The organism is Streptomyces sp. NPDC044044, from assembly GCF_056434405.1.
The window spans coordinates 857,230-876,886 of record NZ_JBWKFG010000002.1 but is presented as its reverse complement, the minus strand read 5'-3'; the positions used below and the strand labels follow the sequence as shown (position 1 = coordinate 876,886).

16 protein-coding genes, 1 tRNA gene and 1 pseudogene are annotated in these 19,657 nt (G+C 69.4%); 8 read left to right on the top strand and 10 right to left on the bottom strand.

Features of this window, described 5'->3' with window-relative positions:
- Positions 1-38 precede the first annotated feature (38 nt).
- The 3 genes and pseudogenes from AC07AG_RS09780 to AC07AG_RS09770 all read left to right on the top strand — a co-directional run.
- A complete protein-coding gene (locus AC07AG_RS09780) occupies positions 39-602 on the top strand; it encodes a hypothetical protein (RefSeq protein ID WP_478753540.1) in 564 nt (187 codons plus the stop codon).
- A 60-nt stretch (positions 603-662) separates the two neighbouring features.
- The gene (locus AC07AG_RS09775; RefSeq protein ID WP_478753538.1) at positions 663-908 is read left to right on the top strand and encodes a hypothetical protein; all 246 of its coding nucleotides are present in this window, start codon (positions 663-665) and stop codon (positions 906-908) included.
- A gap of 450 nt (positions 909-1,358) precedes the next feature.
- Positions 1,359-1,723: pseudogene (locus tag AC07AG_RS09770) on the top strand (IS701 family transposase); the annotation flags it as partial.
- 570 nt (positions 1,724-2,293) lie between these two features.
- On the opposite strand, the gene AC07AG_RS09765 reads toward AC07AG_RS09770, so the two are convergent.
- A tRNA-Pro gene (locus AC07AG_RS09765) sits at positions 2,294-2,367 on the bottom strand.
- 130 nt (positions 2,368-2,497) lie between these two features.
- On the opposite strand from AC07AG_RS09765, the gene AC07AG_RS09760 reads away from it, so the two are divergent.
- Complete coding sequence (locus AC07AG_RS09760; RefSeq protein WP_478753536.1) at positions 2,498-3,226, top strand: transketolase; 729 nt, start codon at positions 2,498-2,500, stop codon at positions 3,224-3,226.
- 90 nt (positions 3,227-3,316) lie between these two features.
- On the top strand, positions 3,317-4,249 hold the full coding sequence (locus AC07AG_RS09755; RefSeq protein WP_478753535.1) for a transketolase family protein: 933 nt from the start codon (positions 3,317-3,319) through the stop codon (positions 4,247-4,249).
- Here the strand turns inward: AC07AG_RS09755 and AC07AG_RS09750 are convergent.
- From AC07AG_RS09750 to AC07AG_RS09740, 3 genes are all read right to left on the bottom strand, one after another.
- The gene (locus tag AC07AG_RS09750; protein ID WP_478753979.1) at positions 4,215-5,549 is read right to left on the bottom strand and encodes an MFS transporter; all 1,335 of its coding nucleotides are present in this window, start codon (positions 5,547-5,549) and stop codon (positions 4,215-4,217) included. The two genes, AC07AG_RS09755 and AC07AG_RS09750, sit on opposite strands and share 35 nt — an antisense overlap.
- Positions 5,550-6,098: 549 nt before the next feature.
- The gene (locus AC07AG_RS09745; protein ID WP_478753533.1) at positions 6,099-6,479 is read right to left on the bottom strand and encodes an MmcQ/YjbR family DNA-binding protein; all 381 of its coding nucleotides are present in this window, start codon (positions 6,477-6,479) and stop codon (positions 6,099-6,101) included.
- Between the two features lie 500 nt (positions 6,480-6,979).
- A complete protein-coding gene (locus AC07AG_RS09740; protein WP_478753531.1) occupies positions 6,980-8,041 on the bottom strand; it encodes an alpha/beta fold hydrolase in 1,062 nt (353 codons plus the stop codon).
- 439 nt (positions 8,042-8,480) lie between these two features.
- Between AC07AG_RS09740 and AC07AG_RS09735 the strand changes: the two genes are divergently transcribed.
- Both AC07AG_RS09735 and AC07AG_RS09730 read left to right on the top strand, forming a co-directional pair.
- On the top strand, positions 8,481-12,005 hold the full coding sequence (locus AC07AG_RS09735) for a ThuA domain-containing protein (protein ID WP_478753529.1): 3,525 nt from the start codon (positions 8,481-8,483) through the stop codon (positions 12,003-12,005).
- A 17-nt stretch (positions 12,006-12,022) separates the two neighbouring features.
- Positions 12,023-12,892, top strand: coding sequence for a sugar phosphate isomerase/epimerase family protein (locus tag AC07AG_RS09730; protein WP_478753977.1), 870 nt, complete (start codon positions 12,023-12,025; stop codon positions 12,890-12,892).
- Here AC07AG_RS09730 and AC07AG_RS09725 read toward each other — a convergent pair.
- The 5 genes from AC07AG_RS09725 to AC07AG_RS09705 all read right to left on the bottom strand — a co-directional run bounded on the left by AC07AG_RS09725 (position 12,862) and on the right by AC07AG_RS09705 (position 16,967).
- Positions 12,862-13,452, bottom strand: coding sequence for an N-acetyltransferase family protein (locus tag AC07AG_RS09725; RefSeq protein ID WP_478753528.1), 591 nt, complete (start codon positions 13,450-13,452; stop codon positions 12,862-12,864). The two genes, AC07AG_RS09730 and AC07AG_RS09725, sit on opposite strands and share 31 nt — an antisense overlap.
- Complete coding sequence (locus AC07AG_RS09720; protein WP_478753527.1) at positions 13,449-14,012, bottom strand: helix-turn-helix domain-containing protein; 564 nt, start codon at positions 14,010-14,012, stop codon at positions 13,449-13,451. The genes AC07AG_RS09725 and AC07AG_RS09720 overlap by 4 nt, the downstream gene beginning before the upstream one ends.
- Positions 14,013-14,096: 84 nt before the next feature.
- Positions 14,097-14,906, bottom strand: a complete 810-nt coding sequence (locus AC07AG_RS09715; RefSeq protein ID WP_478753525.1) for an ABC transporter ATP-binding protein — start codon at positions 14,904-14,906, stop codon at positions 14,097-14,099.
- 38 nt (positions 14,907-14,944) lie between these two features.
- The gene (locus tag AC07AG_RS09710) at positions 14,945-15,973 is read right to left on the bottom strand and encodes an ABC transporter substrate-binding protein (RefSeq protein WP_478753523.1); all 1,029 of its coding nucleotides are present in this window, start codon (positions 15,971-15,973) and stop codon (positions 14,945-14,947) included.
- A gap of 130 nt (positions 15,974-16,103) precedes the next feature.
- Positions 16,104-16,967, bottom strand: coding sequence for an ABC transporter permease (locus AC07AG_RS09705; protein ID WP_478753521.1), 864 nt, complete (start codon positions 16,965-16,967; stop codon positions 16,104-16,106).
- A 572-nt stretch (positions 16,968-17,539) separates the two neighbouring features.
- Here AC07AG_RS09705 and AC07AG_RS09700 point away from each other — a divergent pair.
- Positions 17,540-18,538 carry a LacI family DNA-binding transcriptional regulator gene (locus AC07AG_RS09700; protein ID WP_478753519.1) on the top strand — a complete coding sequence of 333 codons (999 nt, stop codon included), beginning with the start codon at positions 17,540-17,542 and terminating at the stop codon, positions 18,536-18,538.
- Between the two features lie 181 nt (positions 18,539-18,719).
- On the opposite strand, the gene AC07AG_RS09695 is transcribed toward AC07AG_RS09700, so the two are convergent.
- Positions 18,720-19,649 (bottom strand): LysR family transcriptional regulator, encoded by a 930-nt coding sequence (locus AC07AG_RS09695; RefSeq protein ID WP_478753517.1) that lies wholly within the window; start codon positions 19,647-19,649, stop codon positions 18,720-18,722.
- Positions 19,650-19,657 lie beyond the last annotated feature (8 nt).

Here is a 19,657-nt window from a genome sequence, read left to right as displayed (position 1 = left end):
GCTCCACACCCCCTGGGACGTCCGCAACCAATGGCGAATTGCAACTGGATCCCCAAGTCGTCGACGACCGAATCAAGGAACTCGACGACCAGCAGGGCGGCGAGGGACACGCTCCCGGTCGGCATCTCTATCCAGATGAGGCCGCTTTGCAGGACCGTCTGGGCACCCCCAAGCTCGACCCCAATGGAGACCCGAAATTCTTCGGTCCGAACTCAAATAACGCCGGGCATGTCAAATCAGAAAACAATATCGACCCGATCACCGGAACTACAGTCGATGGTGTGCACGGCGGCGTGCACAATGTCGGCCCGTACGCCACGCGGTTCGACAGCGCCGAGGACATGGTAAGAGCCGATGCATACTTCCGAGACGAGATTTCGCGTACAGGCGAGCCCCCGGACACGGGCGTGCCGATAGAGGATATCCTGGGCCCTGACGGGTACAAGCGGTTCAGTGGCTTCTATCGGAACCCGGCAGACCTCAACGAGTTTCTGCCAGTCAACTTCGAGAGCGGAACCATCTTCCCGGTTTACCGTTTGAGAAACGGAAATTGGAAGCTCATAACCATGTACGCGAACCCTGCACCGGGCCGTCACCCATAATCCTAACGAAGGTTGCTAATGAACAGGGAACTCGAGAAGTTCATTAAGGTGTACCTCAATATGGAGCAAGCTCCTGATTTGAGCGGAGAACTGCGCCCGACACTGCACGCATTCAGGAAAGAATATGTCGACGCCGTAAACAACGGACTAGCAACCGTACTGCGCACGCGAGAACTTTCCATTGCTGACTACGAACGACTTACAGATATTGAGTTCGACAACGAAGAATCCCTGTACGACTATCTCCAGAGGATGTATCAGTATCTATTCGAAGACGGCGAGCAGCAACCTGCCCCGCCTATGTAGCAGGGCAACGCCGACGCCGATGCCGCACCTCTGAATTAGCTTCGCTGCAATATCTCAGAAGTCACGACCAATCACCTATCTGGGTTCTTCTGGTGCGCAGCCGGGTGGGTGAATATGGCACCTGAGCACAGAGACGAACAGGTAATCGTGAGCCTCACTCAAAATTCACGTAGTAGCGAACCGGCGAAATAGAAGCGGACACCAGTGGCAGCTCAGGATTACGACAGTCAGTTGCTGGAGTCGGTGTCGGTTCGGCGTCGGCGCCTGCGGGATGCTCTGTTGTTCGGTGCGCAGCGGCAGCGGCGGTCCGTGGATGAGCGGTTGGGGAAGGTGTTCGCCGGGGTCGTCCACGCAGCTCGGGAGCCTGGTCGGGCGTGGTGCGGCAGGAAGAACACTCCCCAGGCCGACGCCATCCTGGCCTGCGACTTCATCGAGCCAGGCGACCTGACACGACTGGGCGGTTATGGCCCTAACTCACCCTGGCCGCTGGTCGTGACCAACACCGATCCAGGCACCCTGCCGGAGAAGGCCACCTGGCATTTGGCCACCAACCCGCCCCACCCCAACGCAGCTTGCGCCGCCACTAGCCCGCACCCGCCGGCTGACCTCGCCCGCCTCTACGGCCTCCGACCATGGACCGAGCAGAGCTACGAGCAAGTCAGGGGTGATCGGCTACCGCCGCGCCAAGCCCGCGTCCCGGTGAGGGGTCAGAGAGGAGGCCAGCTCCGTCTCACCAGCATAAACAGCCCTGCTGTGTACCAGGCCCTACGGGCGACCCCCGGACTCATCCCCAACCGATGGTGGCGGGCCTGGACTGACAAGGGACCGCCCTCTGAGCTCGAGATCCTGATCGAGCGGTCACCACTGGACACGACATTGGCCTCCGCCGCCGGATTTGACGAAATACCTGTAGTCGCCGAGCGCTCCGACGCACGACCCCAGCCATGCCGGGCGACACCACACGCACTCGGAGCATCTCCGTATGGCGCCCTACAGACGCCAGCGGCCACTTGCACGCGACAAGGGGACCCATGAGAGCAATCACCCCCAGCCCGACACCCCCTCCGAGCTGCACCGCATCTCGCTGCCGCGTTCAACCTCTGGATGACGTGTGCACCGAGACAGGGAGCCCCCGCAGACATGGGGTCGGTGAAAGCCGTCAAGGGGTCGAGTGGGAGCGCGACCCCTTGTCTCGAACGTCAGACCGGGCAGCGGAGACGCTCCCTGGGAGCGACCGGATCGGGTGACCAGCCGTCGACCCCCGGTTGACGTCGCTCCCAGACTCCCGCTCCCAGGGAGCACTGGGAGCCGCCCCCGCTCCCAGAATTGCTCCCAAAAACGAAGTAGGGGCCATCCGAAGATGGCCCCTACCTGCGACGTTTCCGTCGGGACGACAGGATTTGAACCTGCGACCCCTTGACCCCCAGTCAAGTGCGCTACCAAGCTGCGCCACGTCCCGGTGCCCGTGTGACCTGGGGTTTCCCCTGGCCGAACGCGCACCGAAACAATACCGCACTCCAAGCCGTGATCGCTCACGCCTTTCGCGCCCTGTTGACCTCAAGCCCGCTTGAGGTTGCACGCTCGGTGTCATGACGACGACAGCGGAACGCGGATACGGACATGGATACGCAGACCTGTCCCGCCTCATGGGGCGGATGACGGGCGACGAGAAGCACGGGCCCGCCGCGACGTCCACCTTCGACGCGCTCTGGGTTCTGTACGACCGGGTGCTCAGGGTCACACCCGAGCGTGTGGACGACCCGGGGCGCGACCGGTTCCTGCTCTCCAAGGGGCACGGGCCCATGGCGTACTACGCCGTCCTCGCCGCCAAGGGATTCATTCCCGTCGACTGGCTGGAGGGGTTCGGGGGCTACGACTCCCCGCTGGGGCACCACCCGGACCGCGTGCTCGTGCCGGGGGTCGAGATCGGGAGCGGGTCCCTCGGGCACGGGCTGCCGATCGCGGTCGGGACGGCGCTGGGGCTCAGGGCACGGGGCGCCGCCGACGCCCGGGTGTGGGTGCTCGTGGGGGACGCGGAGCTGGACGAGGGCAGCAATCATGAGGCCATCGCCTTCGCCGGGCCCTCCGGGCTGGAGCGCCTGCACACCGTCGTGATCGACAACGCCTCCGCCCGGCATGCCAGGCCCGGCGGGATCGCCGCGCGCTTCGAGGCCGCGGGGTGGTCCGCCGAGACCGTCGACGGGCGTGATCACGACGCGTTGTACGCGGCGTTCACCGCGCCGCATCCGGGGCGGCCGCGGGTGGTCGTGGCCCGGGTGGAGCCGAAGGTCGCCGTGGGCGAACCCAAGGTCGCCTGAGCTACCGGCGACCTGTGTACCGATCTGAACGCCCACCTGTGCGCCCGCCTGCGCGCCCATTCTTCAGTCTCTAGTGGAGGTTTCTCTGTCATGGACACCATGCGTGATCGCTTCGGCCCCGTCCTCTCCCGGCTGCTCGACGAGGATCCCCGCGTCGCCGTCGTCCTCGCCGAGATCGGCGCGGACGCGTTCACGGCGGCGCAGCTCAAGCACCCGGACCGGGTGATCAATGTCGGGATCCGGGAGCAGCTGCTCGTCGGGACCGGCGCCGGGCTCGCCCTCGCCGGGCTGCGGCCCGTCGTGCACACCTTTGCGAGCTTTCTCGTGGAGCGGCCGTTCGAGCAGGTGAAGCTGGACTTCGGGCATCAAGGCGTGGGCGGGGTGCTCGTCAGCGCCGCCGCCTCCTTCGACTGGCCCGCCGGCGGCTTCACGCACATGTCGCCGGGCGACGTGGCCCTGCTCGACACCCTGGACGGCTGGACCGTGCACGTGCCGGGGCACCCGGACGAGGCCGAGACGCTGCTGAGGCACGCTGTCGCCGCGGGTGACGACAAGGTGTACGTCCGGCTCTCGGTGCAGTCGAACGCCCAGGGGCTGCCGGTCGACGGAGCACGCTTCCACACCGTGCGTGAAGGGCGCGACGGAGTCGTGATCGCCGTCGGGCCGATGCTGGACAACGTGCTCGCCGCGAGTGAGGGGCTTGATCTCACCGTGCTCTACGCGACCACCGTGCGGCCCTTCGACGGCGAGGCACTGCGCCGCGCGACGGGGGCGGGCACGGGGGCGGGGGCCGGGGCGGCTGCCGATGTCGTCGTGGTCGAGCCCTACCTTGCCGGGACCTCCACCGCCGCCGCGAACGATGCCCTCGCCGATGTCCCGCACCGGGTCCTCGGGCTCGGCGTCGGCCGTGCCGAGCTGCGCCGCTACGGTCAGATCGACGAGCACATGGCCGCGCACGGTCTCGACGTCCGCTCGCTGCGGGAGCGGATCACCGGCTTCCTGGGGGCGCGGGCTCTCGTATAGCGGCCTTCCGGTCCGGCCGTCCGTGACCCGCTCCCCCGCCCGAGACGGGCGCCCTTCCGTCCACCCGCACCAACCCGCGTATCGCGGGCACCGAGAGCAGGGCCAGGCAGACGACGACCGTCGTCACGGCGCCCGTGATCAGCACCTGCTCCGCGCCGAAGGCACTCGCGGCGGGACCCGCGAGTGCCTGGCCGACCGGGAGCAGGGCGATCGATCCCGCGACGTCGTAGGCGTGGATGCGGTTGAGGACGTCGGGCGGCACCTGGGTCTGGACGCTCGTCGCCCACATGACGCCCCAGAAGGAGAGCCCGGCGCCCGCGACCGCGGCGCCCACCGCCATCAGCGGGACGCCGAGCTGGGCGCCGACGGCTGCCGGGAACGCGCAGTAGCCGATCAGGGCGAGGGAGCCGGCGCGGAGCATGCGGCGGGGGCGCAGGCGCAGGGCGACCAGGCCGCCGAGCACGGTGCCCGCGCCCAGGGCGGAGTTCACCAGGCCGTACGCCCCCGAGCCGTGCTCCTGGACGACGCGCGTGGCGACGAGTGGCGTCAGCGGGCCCGTGGTCGTGATCATCAGGACGCAGAAGATGGCGATGACGCCCCAGAGCCAGGTGCGGGACCTGAACTCCCGCCAGCCCTGCACCAGATCAGCCCGGAAGCCGTTGCTGTGCGGGAGCGAGCCTGGCAGCGCGGGCGGCAGCCGGAGCAGCACCAGGCACAGTGCGCTCAGTCCGTACGTTCCCGCGTGCGCGGCGAAGACCGCGCCCGGCGAGGCGAACGCCACGAGGACGCCCGCGACGGCCGGTCCTGCCAGGGCCGCGGCCGACTCCGCGACACGTATCGCGCCGTTGGCCTTCTGGACATCTGAGGCCAGGCGCGGGACCGTGCTGGCGACGCCGGGCTGGAAGAGTGCGCCCGCCGCGCCGTTCACCGCGCCGATCACGCAGATCTGCCAGAGGACGACGTGATCGGTGAAGAAGAGGACCGCCGCGACCGACTGCGTGCCGAGCCGGACCACGTCCGCGCCGATCATCAGGAGGCGGGTGCTGAACCGGTCGGCGAAGACCCCGCCGAAGATCACCAGGCCCGCGAAGCAGACCGTCGTGGCCGCCATCGCGAGGCCGACGGCGCCCGCTCCGTGCCCGTGCTGGAGCAGTCCCGCGGCGAGCGCGACGGGCAGCATGGTGTCGCCGAGCTTGGCCACGGTCCGTGCGCCGAAGAAGAACCCGAAGTCCCGCGACCAGATGCCCTGACGCTCGCGCTCAGCGGGCATCGACAAGGCCGCGCCGCTGGCCGGCGGCATGACCTTGCGGCGGCCTCGTGGCACGACCTTCCGGCTGGTCGAGACGGTCGTGCGCCCGGTCTGTACGGCCTTGGGGTCGTGATGCACGTCCTTGCAGCACCCCGTCTCTACGGCCTCGGGGTCGCCAGGCAGGGCCGTGCGTCCGGTCGCCATGGCCTTGGGCTCGCGCGGCGCGCCCTTACGCCCGGTCGCGATGGCTTCGGGGTCGCGCGGGGCACCCTTGCCGCCGGATGAGCTGCGCTTGCCCGGCCCCTCCACCGGGTCCGTCGCACGCCCACCCTCGTCGAAACGCCCGCCCTCAACGAACCGCCCGCCGTCGGCGAACCGTCCGCCCTCGCCAGGCCGCCCGTCCTCGTCAGACCGCCCGCCCTCGCCAGACCGCCCGTCCTCGTCAAACCCGTCCCCTGACAGCACCCGCACCCCTGCCCCTCCCCTGGCGACTGCGCCCGGCCCGTCATCCCACGAGCCCCACCCGTCCCCCCTTCCCGGATCATGCCACGGGGCACTGACAGCGGCCGGACCACGAGCGCGCGGGCACTGTTGGCTCGGCTAGCTGCTCGGCGGGAGCCCCAACTCCGGGTAGGCGTCCAGGAGTCGGGTGGGAGCCGCCTGGCGCCAGGAATCGGCGAGGATGTCCTTCAGCTCGGCGGTGTCCAGGGCCGAAAGCCGTGCGCGCACCCAGGCGAACATCGCCTCGTGGTCGGCGATCCAGAACTTGTCCGGCTCAGCTAGGACCAACTCGTCGCGCTCCTCCTTCGGACACCGCACGGCGATGGAGGTCTCGTCCTCGGGGAGTGTGGCGAACATCTTTCCGGCCACCCGGAAGGTGGGCATGCTCCAGGCGATCTTCTCCGTCGTATCCGGCAGGGCCAGTGCCACACGGCGTACATCGTCACCCGTGACCTGGGCTTTGGCATGAGCTCGAGACATGCCACGAACGGTAGCCAACACCACTGACAACTGCCCCCGGACAACGGCACCCGGACACCGTTCACGCCAACGGCAACGGCAGCGGGCCCGTCACCCTGGAGGAGGTGGCGGGCCCGCTGTCGTACCGCAGAGAGGAGGAATCAGGCCGCGAGAGCCCAGACCTTCACGTCACCCGGCATGCCCTCCGGCGGGGTTCGGCCCTCACACTGCCCATCGGCGGCGCACTGAGCACAAGCCCGTGGTTGGGCGGGCTCTTCCTGGGCCTTGCGTGCGGTCAACCAGACCGCGATATAGGCAGGACCGGTCGTTATCACGGCTACGGCGATCTCTGTGATGGCCATCGGTCTCACCCCCCGGGGCACGGTGTCGTATCCGTATCACCATAGGGACGGGGGGTGTTGAGGGGAAGCAGCTTGGCGAGAAGGAGCCACTGAGGCCGAATCGGGCCAGGTGCATGGCTGGATGCGGGTGCCGAAGCGCGCCGCTCAGGCCGTCCTCCCTCACAGCACCCGCTTGTCCAGCCAACTCCGCAGGTCCTCCTGCACCTCGTCCCTGTTCGTCTCGTTGAGGATCTCGTGGCGCGCCCCCTCGTACCCCCTCCAGGTGAGGTCGTCCAGGCCCACGTACCGGAAGTCCTCCAGGAGTTCATGGACCAGCGTCATGCCCTGGTTGCAGGGGTCCTCGGTGCCGACGGCGATGTGGACGGGCAGGTCCGTCGGAACGCGGGCCAGATTGCGTGGGTCGTTCATCTTGCGCACGGCACGCACCCAGTCCAGGCAGAGCCCGGCGGAGAAAGGGAACCCGCAGCGCTCGTCGGCCACGTACAGGTCGACCTCGGCCTCGTCGCGGGAGAGCCATTCGAAGCCGGTGCGGTGGGGGTACGGGTCGTTGAAGGCGGCGAAGAGTTCGGGGAGGTAGGAGGAGAGGGTGTCGCGGCCGTCTTCAGCGATCTCGCGCTCCAGGCGGGTGATCGACTCCTCGATCCCGACCCCGGGCAGGGAGCGGAAGGTCCCGGAGAGGATGAGGCCCGCGAGGTCGTCCGGGTACTCCTGGGCGTAGTCCCTGGCCAGGTGCGAGCCCATGCTGTGGCCGAGCAGGAACAGCGGGGTTCCCGGGTGCAGGGTGCGTACCTGGTCGCCGATCGCCTTGAGGTCGTCGACGATGGCGCGCCAGCTGTCGGAGGCCGCCGCGTCGGACGACGACTCGGACGACGACTCGGACGGCGACTGGGACAGGGCATCGGACGGCTCGGCGGACGCCGCGTCGGTGGGCGCCGCGTCAGCGGACGAACCCGTCACCCCGTACCCACCGGTCGCCTGCGCCGTCGCGCCATGGCCCCGGTGGTCGGAGGCGATCACCCCATAGCCGTGCGCCGTCAGATGGTGCGCGAACCGGTCGTAGCGCAGGGCGTGCTCACCCGCGCCGTGCGCGATCTGCACGAAGGCGCGCGGCCGGCCGCCGTCGGGCAGCCAGGTGTACGTGGCGACGGGCACGCCGTCCGCCGCGTTCACGAGTCCGGCGGTGTACGCGGCGGGGGCGGGCGTCGAGGCTTGGTCAGGCATTGCGGAAGGCTCCCCTGGACGGCTTTCTACGGCTTTTCTACGGTCTCTGCGGCTTCACTGCGGCTTCCGTGCGGCTTCCTGCGGCTTCCGCACAGAAGCCGTACAGCTGCTGCACGGCCGCTGCACAGCAGCAGTTCCTGGCCCTGCCCTGAAACCCTCCCCCGCACACGCGACCTCATACCACCGCCGCGCGGTGACTCCCTTCTCACGCCAGTCGACGCCAGGCCCTTCCGACCCATTGACCCCCCGTCAGAGCGGAACCTACGCTGAACCACGCGCAGGAGAAAGCGCTTTCTAGGCAGACTCTCTGGACCCCGCACCCCAAGGCCCAGGTCAAGCGCCCAGGTCAAGCGCCCAGCGCACCGCACCCCCGCGCAACTCGCACTCACCGCACACCCGGCTACCGGCAGCCGTCCACCCGCCCAGCCCAGGGAGCGCCATGAGTTCCACGAGTCCCGCCGCGCCCAGACGCGGCCCCGTCCGGCCGAGACCAGGCCTCACCACGCCGAGCCCCTGGCTCGCGCTCATCGCCCTGCTGGCCCTCGTCATCGGCCTCGGCCTCACCGCGCCGCACCGTGCGACCGCACAGGCGGATCCGAAGCCCGCAGCGGCCCCTTTCCGCGTCCTGGTCTTCTCCAAGGTGACGAACTTCCCCCACGACTCGATCCCCGCGGGCGTCGAGGCCATCAAGAAGCTCGGCGCCGAGAACGGCTTCGAAGTGGAGGCCACGGACGACGCGGCCGCCTTCACCGACGCCAATCTCGCCCGCTTCCAGGCCATCGTCTTCAACAACACCAACTCCACCCCGGAGAAGGGCGATCTGCTCGACACCGAGCAGCGGGCGGCCTTCCAGAAGTACGTCCGCGCGGGCGGCGGCTACGTCGGCCTGCACGCGGCATCGGCCAGCGAGCGGGACTGGACCTGGTACGAGGGTCTGGTCGGCGCGATCTTCGACAAGCACCCCGAGGTGCAGACCGGACGGGTGAAGGTGCTCGACCACGCGCACCCCTCCACCAAGGGGCTTCCTGAGCTCTGGGAGCGCACGGAGGAGTGGTACAACTGGCGCACCAATCCGACGGGCAAGGTGCACACGCTCGCGCAGGTCAAGGTGCGCGACGGTGTCACCGGCCTCGACGAGGGCGTCGACCAGCCCTGGTCCTGGTGCCAGAACTACGACGGCGGCCGCTCCTGGTACACGGCGGGCGGGCACGCCGCGTCGGCCTTCCAGGAGGAGGGCTTCCTCAAGCACGTCCTCGGCGGCATCGAGTGGGCCGCGGGCAACAAGCCCGGCGACTGCACCGCCACCAAGACCGGCGCCTTCCAGCGCACACCGCTCGCCACGAACGACCTGGCCGACCCCTTCGAGCTGGCCGTCGCCCCCGACCGCCGGGTGTTCTTCATCCAGCGCACCGGGAAGCTGAAGATCATCGACCAGGAGACGCTGAAGGTCTCCACGGCGCTCGACTTCGACTACACGCCCGAGATGACGAGCCAGTCGGACGGACTGCTCGGCCTCGCGCTCGACCCGAAGTTCCAGGACAACCACTGGGTGTATCTCCTGAACTCCGACAAGACCGAGAAACGCATCAATCTCTCCCGCTTCACCGAGGCGGGCGGAAAGGTCGATCCGGCGTCGGAGAAGCGGCTGTTGACCATTCCCACGTGGCGTGGTGAAGGCCGGGCGAACTCGCACATGGCGGGCTCGATCGCCTTCGACAAGAAGGGCGACCTGTACATCGCGACGGGTGACAACACCGATCCCTTCGCTTCGGACGGGTTCAGCCCGATCGACGAGCGCGAGGGCCGCCGCGCCTGGGACGCGCAAGGCACATCGGGCAATACGAACGACCTGCGCGGAAAGGTCCTGCGCGTCACACCGAAGGACGACGGGACCTACGCCGTTCCCGAGGGGAATCTCTTCGCGCCTGGCACGGACAAGACCCGTTCCGAGATCTACGCGATGGGCATGCGCAATCCCTTCCGCATCACCACGGACCCGGTGAGCGGTGCCCTCCTCATGGCCGACTACGGGCCCGACTCGAAGAACGCGGTCCCCGACCGCGGCCCCGAGGGGACGGTCGAGTACAACCGCATCACCAAGGCGGGCAATTACGGCTGGCCCTACTGCGTCGGCGACAACACCCCGTTCAACGACTACGACTTCGCGACGAAGACGTCAGGCGCGAAATTCGACTGCGCGAAGATCGTGAACGATTCACCGAACAACACAGGACTGCGCGAACTGCCGCCGGCGCAGCCCGCGACCGTCTGGTACGCCTACTCCGCCTCCGAGAAGTTCCCCGAACTCGGCACGGGCGGCGGTGGCCCGATGAGCGGTCCCGTCTACGACTACGACGCGGACAACCCGTACAAGACCAAATTCCCCGAGTACTTCGAAGGAAAGTGGTTCAACTACGAGCTGACACGGCAGTGGTTCAAGGTCTTCTCGATGCAGGAGAAGGACCAGACGTTCACCGATCCGCGCTTCGATCCTGCCAAGTCGGGCGATCTGAACTCGATCAACTCCATCTTCCCCGACCTGAAATGGAACCAGCCCTTCGACGCCGACTTCGGTCCTGACGGCGCGATGTACGTCATCGACTTCGGGCTCGGCAGCGGCACGGGCCGCGGCGGCAGCAACGAAGGCGCGGGCATCTACCGCATCGACTACGTGGCGGACGGACGGCTGCCGGACGCCCGTGTCACGGCCACTCCCGACAACGGCGGTACCCCGCTCAAGGTCTCGTTCTCCAGCGAGGGTTCGGGGCTGCCGGGCGACAAGCCGGTCACGTACGCGTGGGACTTCGACGGGAACGGCACGACCGACTCGACCGAGGCGAACCCGACGCACACCTACACCAAGAAGGGGCAGTTCAGCGCGCGCCTGAAGGTGACGGGACCGGACGAGCTGAGCGGTCTGGCCGTGCAGGAGATCACCGTCGGGAACACCCGGCCCTTGGTGACGATCCAACAGCCGCCGAACGGCGGGACGTTCAGCTTCGGGGACACCATTCCGTTCAAGATCAAGGTGACGGACAAGGAGGACGGGCCGATCGACTGCAAGCGGGTCGTCGTCCAGTCCCAGCTCGGGCACGACACCCATCTGCACCCGCTGGACAACTACACCGGCTGCGCGGGCGAGATCGTGACGGACGCGGGCGACAGTCATGGCGCCGGCCAGAATCTCTACTACGGGATCACGGCCCAGTACGAGGACAAGGGCGCGTCCGGTGTGCCCGCTCTGACGGGTTCCTCCTCGCTGACCCTGCGGACCTCCTTCCGCGAGGGCGAGCACCGCACCGCCACCGGCGGCGCGCACGAGGGTGCGGTCATCGGTGACCGCGCGGACGCCTCCGGCGGCAAACGGCTCATCGAGATCGAGGACGGCGACTGGGTGTCGTTCGACCCGGTGAACTTCAAGGGTGTCGACTCCGTGACGGTGGGCGCCGCATCGGGCGGCCTCGGCGGTGACATCGAGTTCCGCGCCGGTTCTCCCACGGGCACGCTGCTCGGCAAGGTGAGCGTGCCGAACACGGGCGGCTGGGGCAACTTCATCTCGCCGACCACCGAACTGGCCGACCACGACGGCACGACGAAGCTGTACGCCGTCTTCACCAACCCCGAGTGGTCGTCCGACAAGGAGGACCTCCTGACGGTCGACTGGCTGCACTTCAACGGCCCCGGAGTCGAGAAGAAGGCAGGCGCGAAGGTGACGGCCAAGGCGGCACCGGCCAGCGGCAGCGCGCCCCTCGCCGTCAAGCTCACGAGCACGGTGAAGCTCCCGGAGGGCCGCACCGCGGCCTCGTACCACTGGGACTTCGGCGACAACGCCAAGCCCTCCGGTACGGAAAGCGGCAGCGCCGAGCACACGTACGCGCGCAAGGGCACGTACACGGCGCATCTGACCGTCACCGACGACAAGGGCGACACGACGACCGGCGCTGTCCGGATCACGGCGAAGTGAGGGCACCCATGGCAGCCATGAAGAGATCAGGACTGAACGGGACCAGACGTGCCTTTCTCGGTACGTCGATGGGGCTCGCGGCAGCCGTCGGTACCGCACTGCCCGCGCGCGCGGGTGAGGCGTCGCGGTGCCGGCGCATCCCGCGCGGCGGCATCGGCATGCACCTCTACACGATGCGCGACGTCCTCGCACAGGACTTCGCGGGCACGCTGGAGCGGCTCGCCGACATCGGCTACGCGACCGTGGGGGTGAGCGGCCGGCACGGGAACAGCGCGGCCGACATCCGGCGGATGCTCGACGCGGTGGACCTGAAGGCGGTCCTGGAACACGTCGCGTACGACACGCTCAAGGGCAGCGGCCTGCCTCAGGCCCTCGATGATCTGCACACCCTCGGCGCGAAGTGGCCGGTGGTGCCGAGCCTGCCCGGCGCGCTGCACACGCCGGACGGATTCCGGGAAGCGGCACGGCAGTTCAACCGCATCGGGCAGGCGTCGCGCGACGCGGGCCTCGGTCCGGTCCTGTTCCACAATCACGGCACGGACCATGTGGTGGTGGACGGCACGAGCCTGTACGACATCCTCGTCACCGAGACCGACCCGCATCTGGTCGGCTTCGAACTGGACGTCTACTGGGCGGCGAAGGGCGGCGCGGATCCGGCGACGTACTTCGTGCGGCACCGGCGGCGCTTCCCCGCGCTCCATGTGAAGGACATGGCCGCGGACGGCGGCTTCGCCGATGTCGGCTCGGGGACGCTGGACTTCGCCGCGATGTTCGACCACGCGCGCGTGGGCGGCGTCAAGCAGTGGCTGGTGGAGCACGACACCCCCAGCGATCCGTTCGCCACGGCACGCAACAGTTACGCGTATCTGGCGGCGCTGCGGTACTGACGTGCCGGGTCGTCCGGCCGGGGTGCGCCCGAACCACCCACCTTCTTGAAGAAGAGGGTCGTCGGGTGGAGCACCCCGGCCGGATCGGCCGCGTAGTCGGGAATGACCCCGGCCGCCGTCCAACCTCCGCTCCGGTAGAGGGACTCGGCGGGGCTGCCCGTCTCCGTGTCCAGGACCAGGAGGGTCACGCCCGCTTCGGCCGCCGCCTGTTCCGCCGTGGCCAGGAGGGTGCGGGCGAGGCCCTGTCCGCGCGCGGAGCCGTGGACCATGAGCTTGAGGATCTCGGCGCGGTGCCTGCCGTTGGGCTTGTCCGTGAAGCCGACGCTGACGGTCCCGGTGACCCGCCCGGCGTCGCGCGCGGCCCAGACGGCGAGGCGTCCTTCCGCCACCGCGGGGGCCAGGCCCCGCCACCAGTCGGCCGCGGCCGTCAGGTCGAGGGGTGCGAGGAAGCCGAGGGACGAGCCGCCGTCCACGACGTCGGCGAGCAGGGCCCCCAAGTCGTCCGCGGCTGCGATGAGTTGTTCCGCGCGGAGGCGTCTCGGCGTTCGGTCGCCCCTCATCGCGCGACCACCACCAGGGCGTACCGCACGGCCCGCTCCCCCACGCACCGGAACCGCGTGGGCCCCCACAGCCGGAAGCGCAGGCAGTCCCCGGTGTCCAGGGCGTGCGGATCGCCCTGGACGGTGACCTCCAGCGCCCCCTCGAGCACCCAGATGTGCTGTTCGATGCCGGGCACGGGAGGCCGGTGGTACGCGACGTCCGCGCCCGGTTCAAGGCGGCCCTCGACGAGTTCGCCGCGCAGTCCCGCGTGCGGCGGCGACACCGATCGCCGCACGAAGCCGGACGCACTGTCGGTCCACACGCCCTGCTCGGCCGCGCGCACCAGCTGCGCGGGCTCGGCCTCCACCTCGCTCAGGAGCTGCGACATGGTGCGTTCGTAGACGGCACAGAGCCGGTTCAGGAGGGACGCGGTGGGGCTGATCTCCGCGCGTTCGGCCCGTGACAGGGTGGAGCGGCTCACGCCGCTGAGGTCCGCCAACTCGCCCAGGGACCAGCCGCGTTCCGCGCGCAGCTCGGCGAGTCGGGCGGCGAGCCGGTCGTCGACGCCATCGTGTTCCATATCTGGCACGCTATCCCGAATATGAGACGCACGCATGGCCATTTACGAGACGCATGGCTGTCGCGGACCTCTGTGGCTCACACCTCACTCGTGCGCGGACACCGCCCCGAGCAGCTCGCGGATCCGACCGGTGGCGTCGCGGAACTCGGCTGTCGCCAGCGTCGTCGCGTACGAACGCTCCGCGGGCAGGCCGACGTCGATGATCTCCTCCACCGTCCCGGGGCGGGGGCTCATCACGACGACGCGGTCCGCGAGATAGACGGCCTCCGGGATCGAGTGGGTCACCAGGAGCACGGTGGTGCCGGTCTCGCGCCAGATCCGGTTCAGCTCGACGTTCATCTGCTCGCGCGTGAGCGCGTCGAGCGCCCCGAAGGGCTCGTCCATGAGCAGCACCGGCGGCTCGTGCAGGAGCGCGCGGCACAGTGCGACGCGCTGCTGCATGCCGCCGGACAGCTCGTGCGGGTAGGCATCCTCGAAGCCGCCGAGTCCGGTCATGCGGATCAGGTCGTCGGCACGCGCGCGTGCCTCGGCGCCGGGGATCCCGCGCATCTCCGCCTGGAGCAGGATGTTGCGGCGTGCGGTGCGCCAGTCCAGGAGCGCGGCGCGCTGGAAGACGTAGCCGATGTCGCGCCGTGGTCCGCGCACCTGTTCGCCGCCGAGGAGCACGTCGCCCGAGGAGGGTGTGAGCAGCCCGGCGACGAGCTTCAGGAGGGTGGACTTGCCGCAGCCCGACGGCCCGACGATCGCCACGAACTCGCCCGCGCCGACGTTCAGCGAGACGTCCCGCAACGCGGTGACGTCCTTCTTCTTCGTACGGAAGCGGACGGCGACGTCGTCGATGCGCACCGCGGACGGCCGCGCATCCCCCGCCGTGGCACGTGGGTCGTCGCTCATCCTGAGAGTCGCGTCCTTCGTCATTCCCCTGCCGCCCCTCAGCCCTTGATCCCCTTGGCCGCGTCCCAGTACTCCGCGACGGGCTTGGCCTTCTTGACCATGCCCGCCTCGGAGAAGACGTCGATGGTCTGCTGCCAGTCCGCTTCGGTGTTGGCGCCCGGCGCCTTCCCCTTCGTGGCGTCGGTGTGCAGCAGCGTCAGCGTGGTCTTGAACTGCTCGGACAGCACTTCCTTGGGCGGCAGTTGCTCGGACGCGCCGTCCATGGAGGCGACCGCGGGCTCCGGGCTCTTCTCGGCGGCGGCCCATGACTCGCTCACGGCGGCGGTCATGCGCTTGGCCAGATCGCCCCTGCCCTGAAGGGTCTTGGGCCCGGCGATGAGGCCGTTGGAGTAGAAGTTGAGGCCGTTCTCGGAGAAGCGCAGATACGAGACGTCCTTCTTGGCCTTGTTCTGCATGGTGGGGCCCTGGTCGCTCGCGTACCCGAGCAGCGCGTCCGTCTTGCCGGAGATCACCGCGGCGATCTTGCCCGCCGGGTCGGTGTTCTGGACCTTGACGTCGGAGAGCTCCATGCCGTTCTTCTCCAGGAAGATCGGGAACGTCTTGGTGAGCGCGTCGCCCGCCGTGCCCGCGATCATCTTGCCCTTGAGGTCGGCGGGCGCCTTGATGCCCTGCGCGTCGAAGAACTGCACGGAGGCGGGCGTCGTCTGGAGGAAGACCCCCAGGCTCTTCACCTTGACGCCCTGGTCGACGCCCGCGAGCACCGCCGGTGTGTCCGCCCAGCCGAAGTCGGTCTGCCCTGCGCCGGTCGCCTGCACCGTCTTCTGCGAGCCCTGGCCCGCCCTGATGTCCAGGTCGATGCCGTGCTTCTCGAAGATCTTCTGCTGCTTGCCGTAGTAGAACGGCGCGTGTTCGCCGTAGGGATACCAGTTGAGCGTCAGCGTCACCTTGTCGAGCTTCTTGCCAGAGTCGCTGGTGCTCGTCTTGTCGTCGCCGCCGCCGCAGGCCGTCGCGGTCACCGCGACGAGGGCCAGGGGGACGATTCCGGTGAGCAGTCTGCGCGCGTGCATGGGACGGCCCTTCTCGCTTACGTCGAACATCGGACATGGCGGGGTGGGTGCGCCGGCACCGCGTGGTGGGTGTCAGTAGGCAGGGGTGGGTGTCCGTAGGAGTGGCGGGTGTCCGTAGGAGTGGAAGGTGTCAGTAGGCAGTGGTGGCGGCCACGTCCCTGCGGCTCGCGTGCCACGGCAGGAGCAGCTTCTCGGCGATCTCGACGAGCACGAAGAGGACGACGCCGATCAGCGACATGACGAGCAGCCCCGCGAAGAGCATCGGGGTGTCGAGGTTTCCGTTGGCCTGGAGGATCACATAGCCGAGGCCTTCGTTCGCGCCGACGAACTCGCCGACGACGGCGCCGGTGACGGCGAGCGTGACGGCCACCTTCAGACCGGAGAACAGGTGCGGGAGCGACGCCGGGAAGCGGATCTTGAGGAAGGTCTGCCAGGGCCGCGCGCCCATGGTGGCGGAGAGCTGGAGCATCTCCGGGTCGACGGCCTTCAGGCCGGTCACCATCGAGATGACGACGGGGAAGAAGGCGATCAGGACGGCGATGAGGATCTTCGGGGCGATACCGAAGCCGAGCCAGACGACGAACAGCGGGGCGATCGCGATCTTCGGCACGACCTGGGCGAAGAGCAGGATCGGATAGAGCGTCTTCTCGACGGTCGTCGAGTAGACCATGACGACCGCGGAGAGAATGCCGACACCCACGGCGATGAGGAAGCCGAGCAGGGTCTCGTAGGTGGTGACCCAGGTGTGCTGCCACAGGTAGTCGGGCTTGTCGAGGATCACGTCGAGGGTCGCGCCGGGCGAGGGCACGAGGTACGCCTCGACCATCTCGGTGGCGGCGATCAGCCACCAGGCCCCGAAGCAGACGAGCAGCAGGACCAGCGGACGCCAGCTCTTCTCGGCCGCCTCGGCGGTACGTTGTCGCAAGGTGGGGCGGCTGCGGTCGACAACTCCAGCCGCCTTGACGGGAGTTGCCTGCAGTGCGCTCTGGCTCACGGTGAACTCCCCTGGCATTCAGCGAACTTCGGAGGCAGTTGCGGAGCGTCGGTGGTGCGGAAACCGCTTTCAGAAAGCGCTTTCTGATAAGGTGTCCGCCACGCTAATGACTGGCTGACCGCAGGGTCAATAGGTCGGCTCGAAGTTTCGCGGTGCGAGACGAGGGGGGCGCGGTGCGGGCGCTAGGGCGCGGGCAGGAACCGGGGGCGGGGCGGACAGGCGGGCAGGAACCTGGGGCGGGGCGAGCAGGTGGGCGGGTGCCTGGGGCGGGGCGGACAGGTGGGCAGGTACCCGGGCCGGGCCGGACAGGTGGGCGGGTACCCGAGGCGGGCCGGGCCGCTGAAGAGCAACCCGAGGACGGGCGGGCAGGCGGGCAGGAACCCGGGGCGGGGCGGACAGGTGGGCGGGAACCCGGGGCGGGGCTAGCCGCTGAAGAGCGACCCGGGGGCGGGCGGGCGCGCGGGCGAGAACCCGCATCCGGACGGGGCCGAGAGCAAGGCCCCGGCCGCCCTGCTCTCGGCCCCGCGATCGGGCGAGGGCGCGAGCACGGGCCTCACGTCACTCTGCACGCGGTGGCCCGCACCGCCGGGGTCTCTCCCGCCACCGCGTCGCGTGCCCTGAACGGCACGACGCGCGTCCGCGAGGACCTGCGGCGCCGGGTGCTCGAAGCGGCGGACCAGCTGGGGTACATCCCCAACGCCCATGCGCAGGCGCTCGCCAGCTCGTCGAACAACACCGTCGGCGTCATCTGCCACGATGTCGGCGACCCCTACTTCGCGGCGATCGCGAGCGGGGTGATGGCGGCGGCGGCCGAGCAGGACCTCCTTGTGATGCTGGCCAGCACCTTCCGCGCGCCGGCACGGGAGATCGCGTACGTCTCGATGCTGCGGGCGCAGCGGGCCCGCGCGATCCTGCTCATCGGCTCGGGCTTCCAGGACCCCGCGTGGGAGCGGTCGTTGGAGTCGGAGCTCGCTCCCTACATACGTGACGGGGGCCGCGTCGCCGTGGTCAGCCGGCACCGCAGCCTCCGTGTGGACACGGTGCAGCCGGAGAACCGGGCGGGGGCGGGTGCGCTGGCGCGGGCGCTGCTGTCCCTGGGCCACCGGGAGTTCGCCGTGCTCACCGGCCCCGAACGGCTCACCACGGTCGCGGACCGCCTGGCCGGGTTCCGCGCGGCGCTGACCGACGCGGGGGTCGCCCTTCCGCCGGAGCGGATCGTGGAGGGCGCCTTCACTCGTGACGGGGGCCATGCGGCGGCGGTCGAACTGCTGCGCCGGGGGCAGCGGCCGACGTGCGTCTTCGCGGTGACGGACGTGATGGCTGTAGGGGCGCTGGGTGCGCTGCGGGAACGGGGGCTCCGGGTGCCGGACGACGTGTCGCTCGCGGGCTTCGACGACATCCCCCTGGTCGGGGAACTCACGCCACCGCTGACCACTGTGGCACTGCCGCTGACACGGATGGGCCGGGACGTACTGGCCCTCGCCCTGCGCGAGCGGGGCGTGCGATCGCGGGTGGAACGGGTGCGGGGCGAGGTGGTGCTGCGGGCGAGTACGGGGCGGCCTGCGGTCTGAGGGTTCGGAGCGGGGGGCCTGCGTGCCCGGGGCGGGGGCGGTCTGCGGGCTCAGGGCGGTGGGCGTCCTGCGGCCAACGCCGCTGAGCCTGGCCTCTGTTGGCGGGCAGCTGGCTACGGACTACCGCACGGGGTAGGGGCTACGAGCACTGCGGGCTGCGGCTCCTGGGGCTCCGGCAGGCTCACCCCCACCCAGCCCCCCGCCGCCCCGGCAGCGCAGGTTCCGAGGTTGATGCCTTGCGCAGGTGGTCGGCCAGTGACTTTGTCGCCGGGGATGCCGGGCCCGTTTTGGCGCCCCAGGCCAGCAGGTGGTGGCGGCGGGCCCAGGGGTCCTGCAATTCGCATACGTCCAGGGGCTGGGTGGGGTCGATCACTCGGCGCGGGACGATCGCGAGGCCAACGCCCGCTGCGGCCAGGGCCACCAGGACGTTGAGGTTCGCGACCGTGGTGCGGTGGCGCACCACCGGTGCGTGGGGGCCGACATGTCTCTCGATCCAGCGGCGCAGCGACGCGCCGGGGTCGAGACCGACGAGCGGGTGCTCTGCGGCCTCGCTGTAGGTCAACGACGTACGCCCCGCGAGGATCCCGCCGGGCTGGCCGACCACCACGAGGGAGTCGTCACCGAGGGGTTCCATCGCCAGACCGCAGTCGCGTGCCTCGTCGTCGAGGACGATGCCCAGGTCCGCCTCGCCGTCGGCCAGCATCCGCACGATCTGCGGCGTGCGCTTCTCGGAGACGCGGACGTCGGTGTCCGGGTGCGCCCGGAGGAACGAGACCAGGGCCTGTGGCACGAGTCGGTGCACCGCCGAGCCACCGCCGAGCAAGGTCAGCGGCGCGGTCGGGGATCTCGTGTAGCTCGCGACCGCGCTTTCGAGCCGCACGGTCTGGGCGAGGACCTCGCGCGCGTGCCGGGCCAGCGTGGACCCCGCCGGAGTGGGGCGCACTCCCCTCCGGCCACGGATCAGCAGTGCCACTCCGGCCTGCTGTTCGAGGGAACGGACCCTTGCGCTGGCCGACGGCAGACTCAGGTGCATCCGGCGGGCACCCGCCGTGATCGACCCCTCCGTCACGATGTCGAGGAAGAGCCGCAGATCGTCCAGGTCGTAGCGCACCTTCGCGA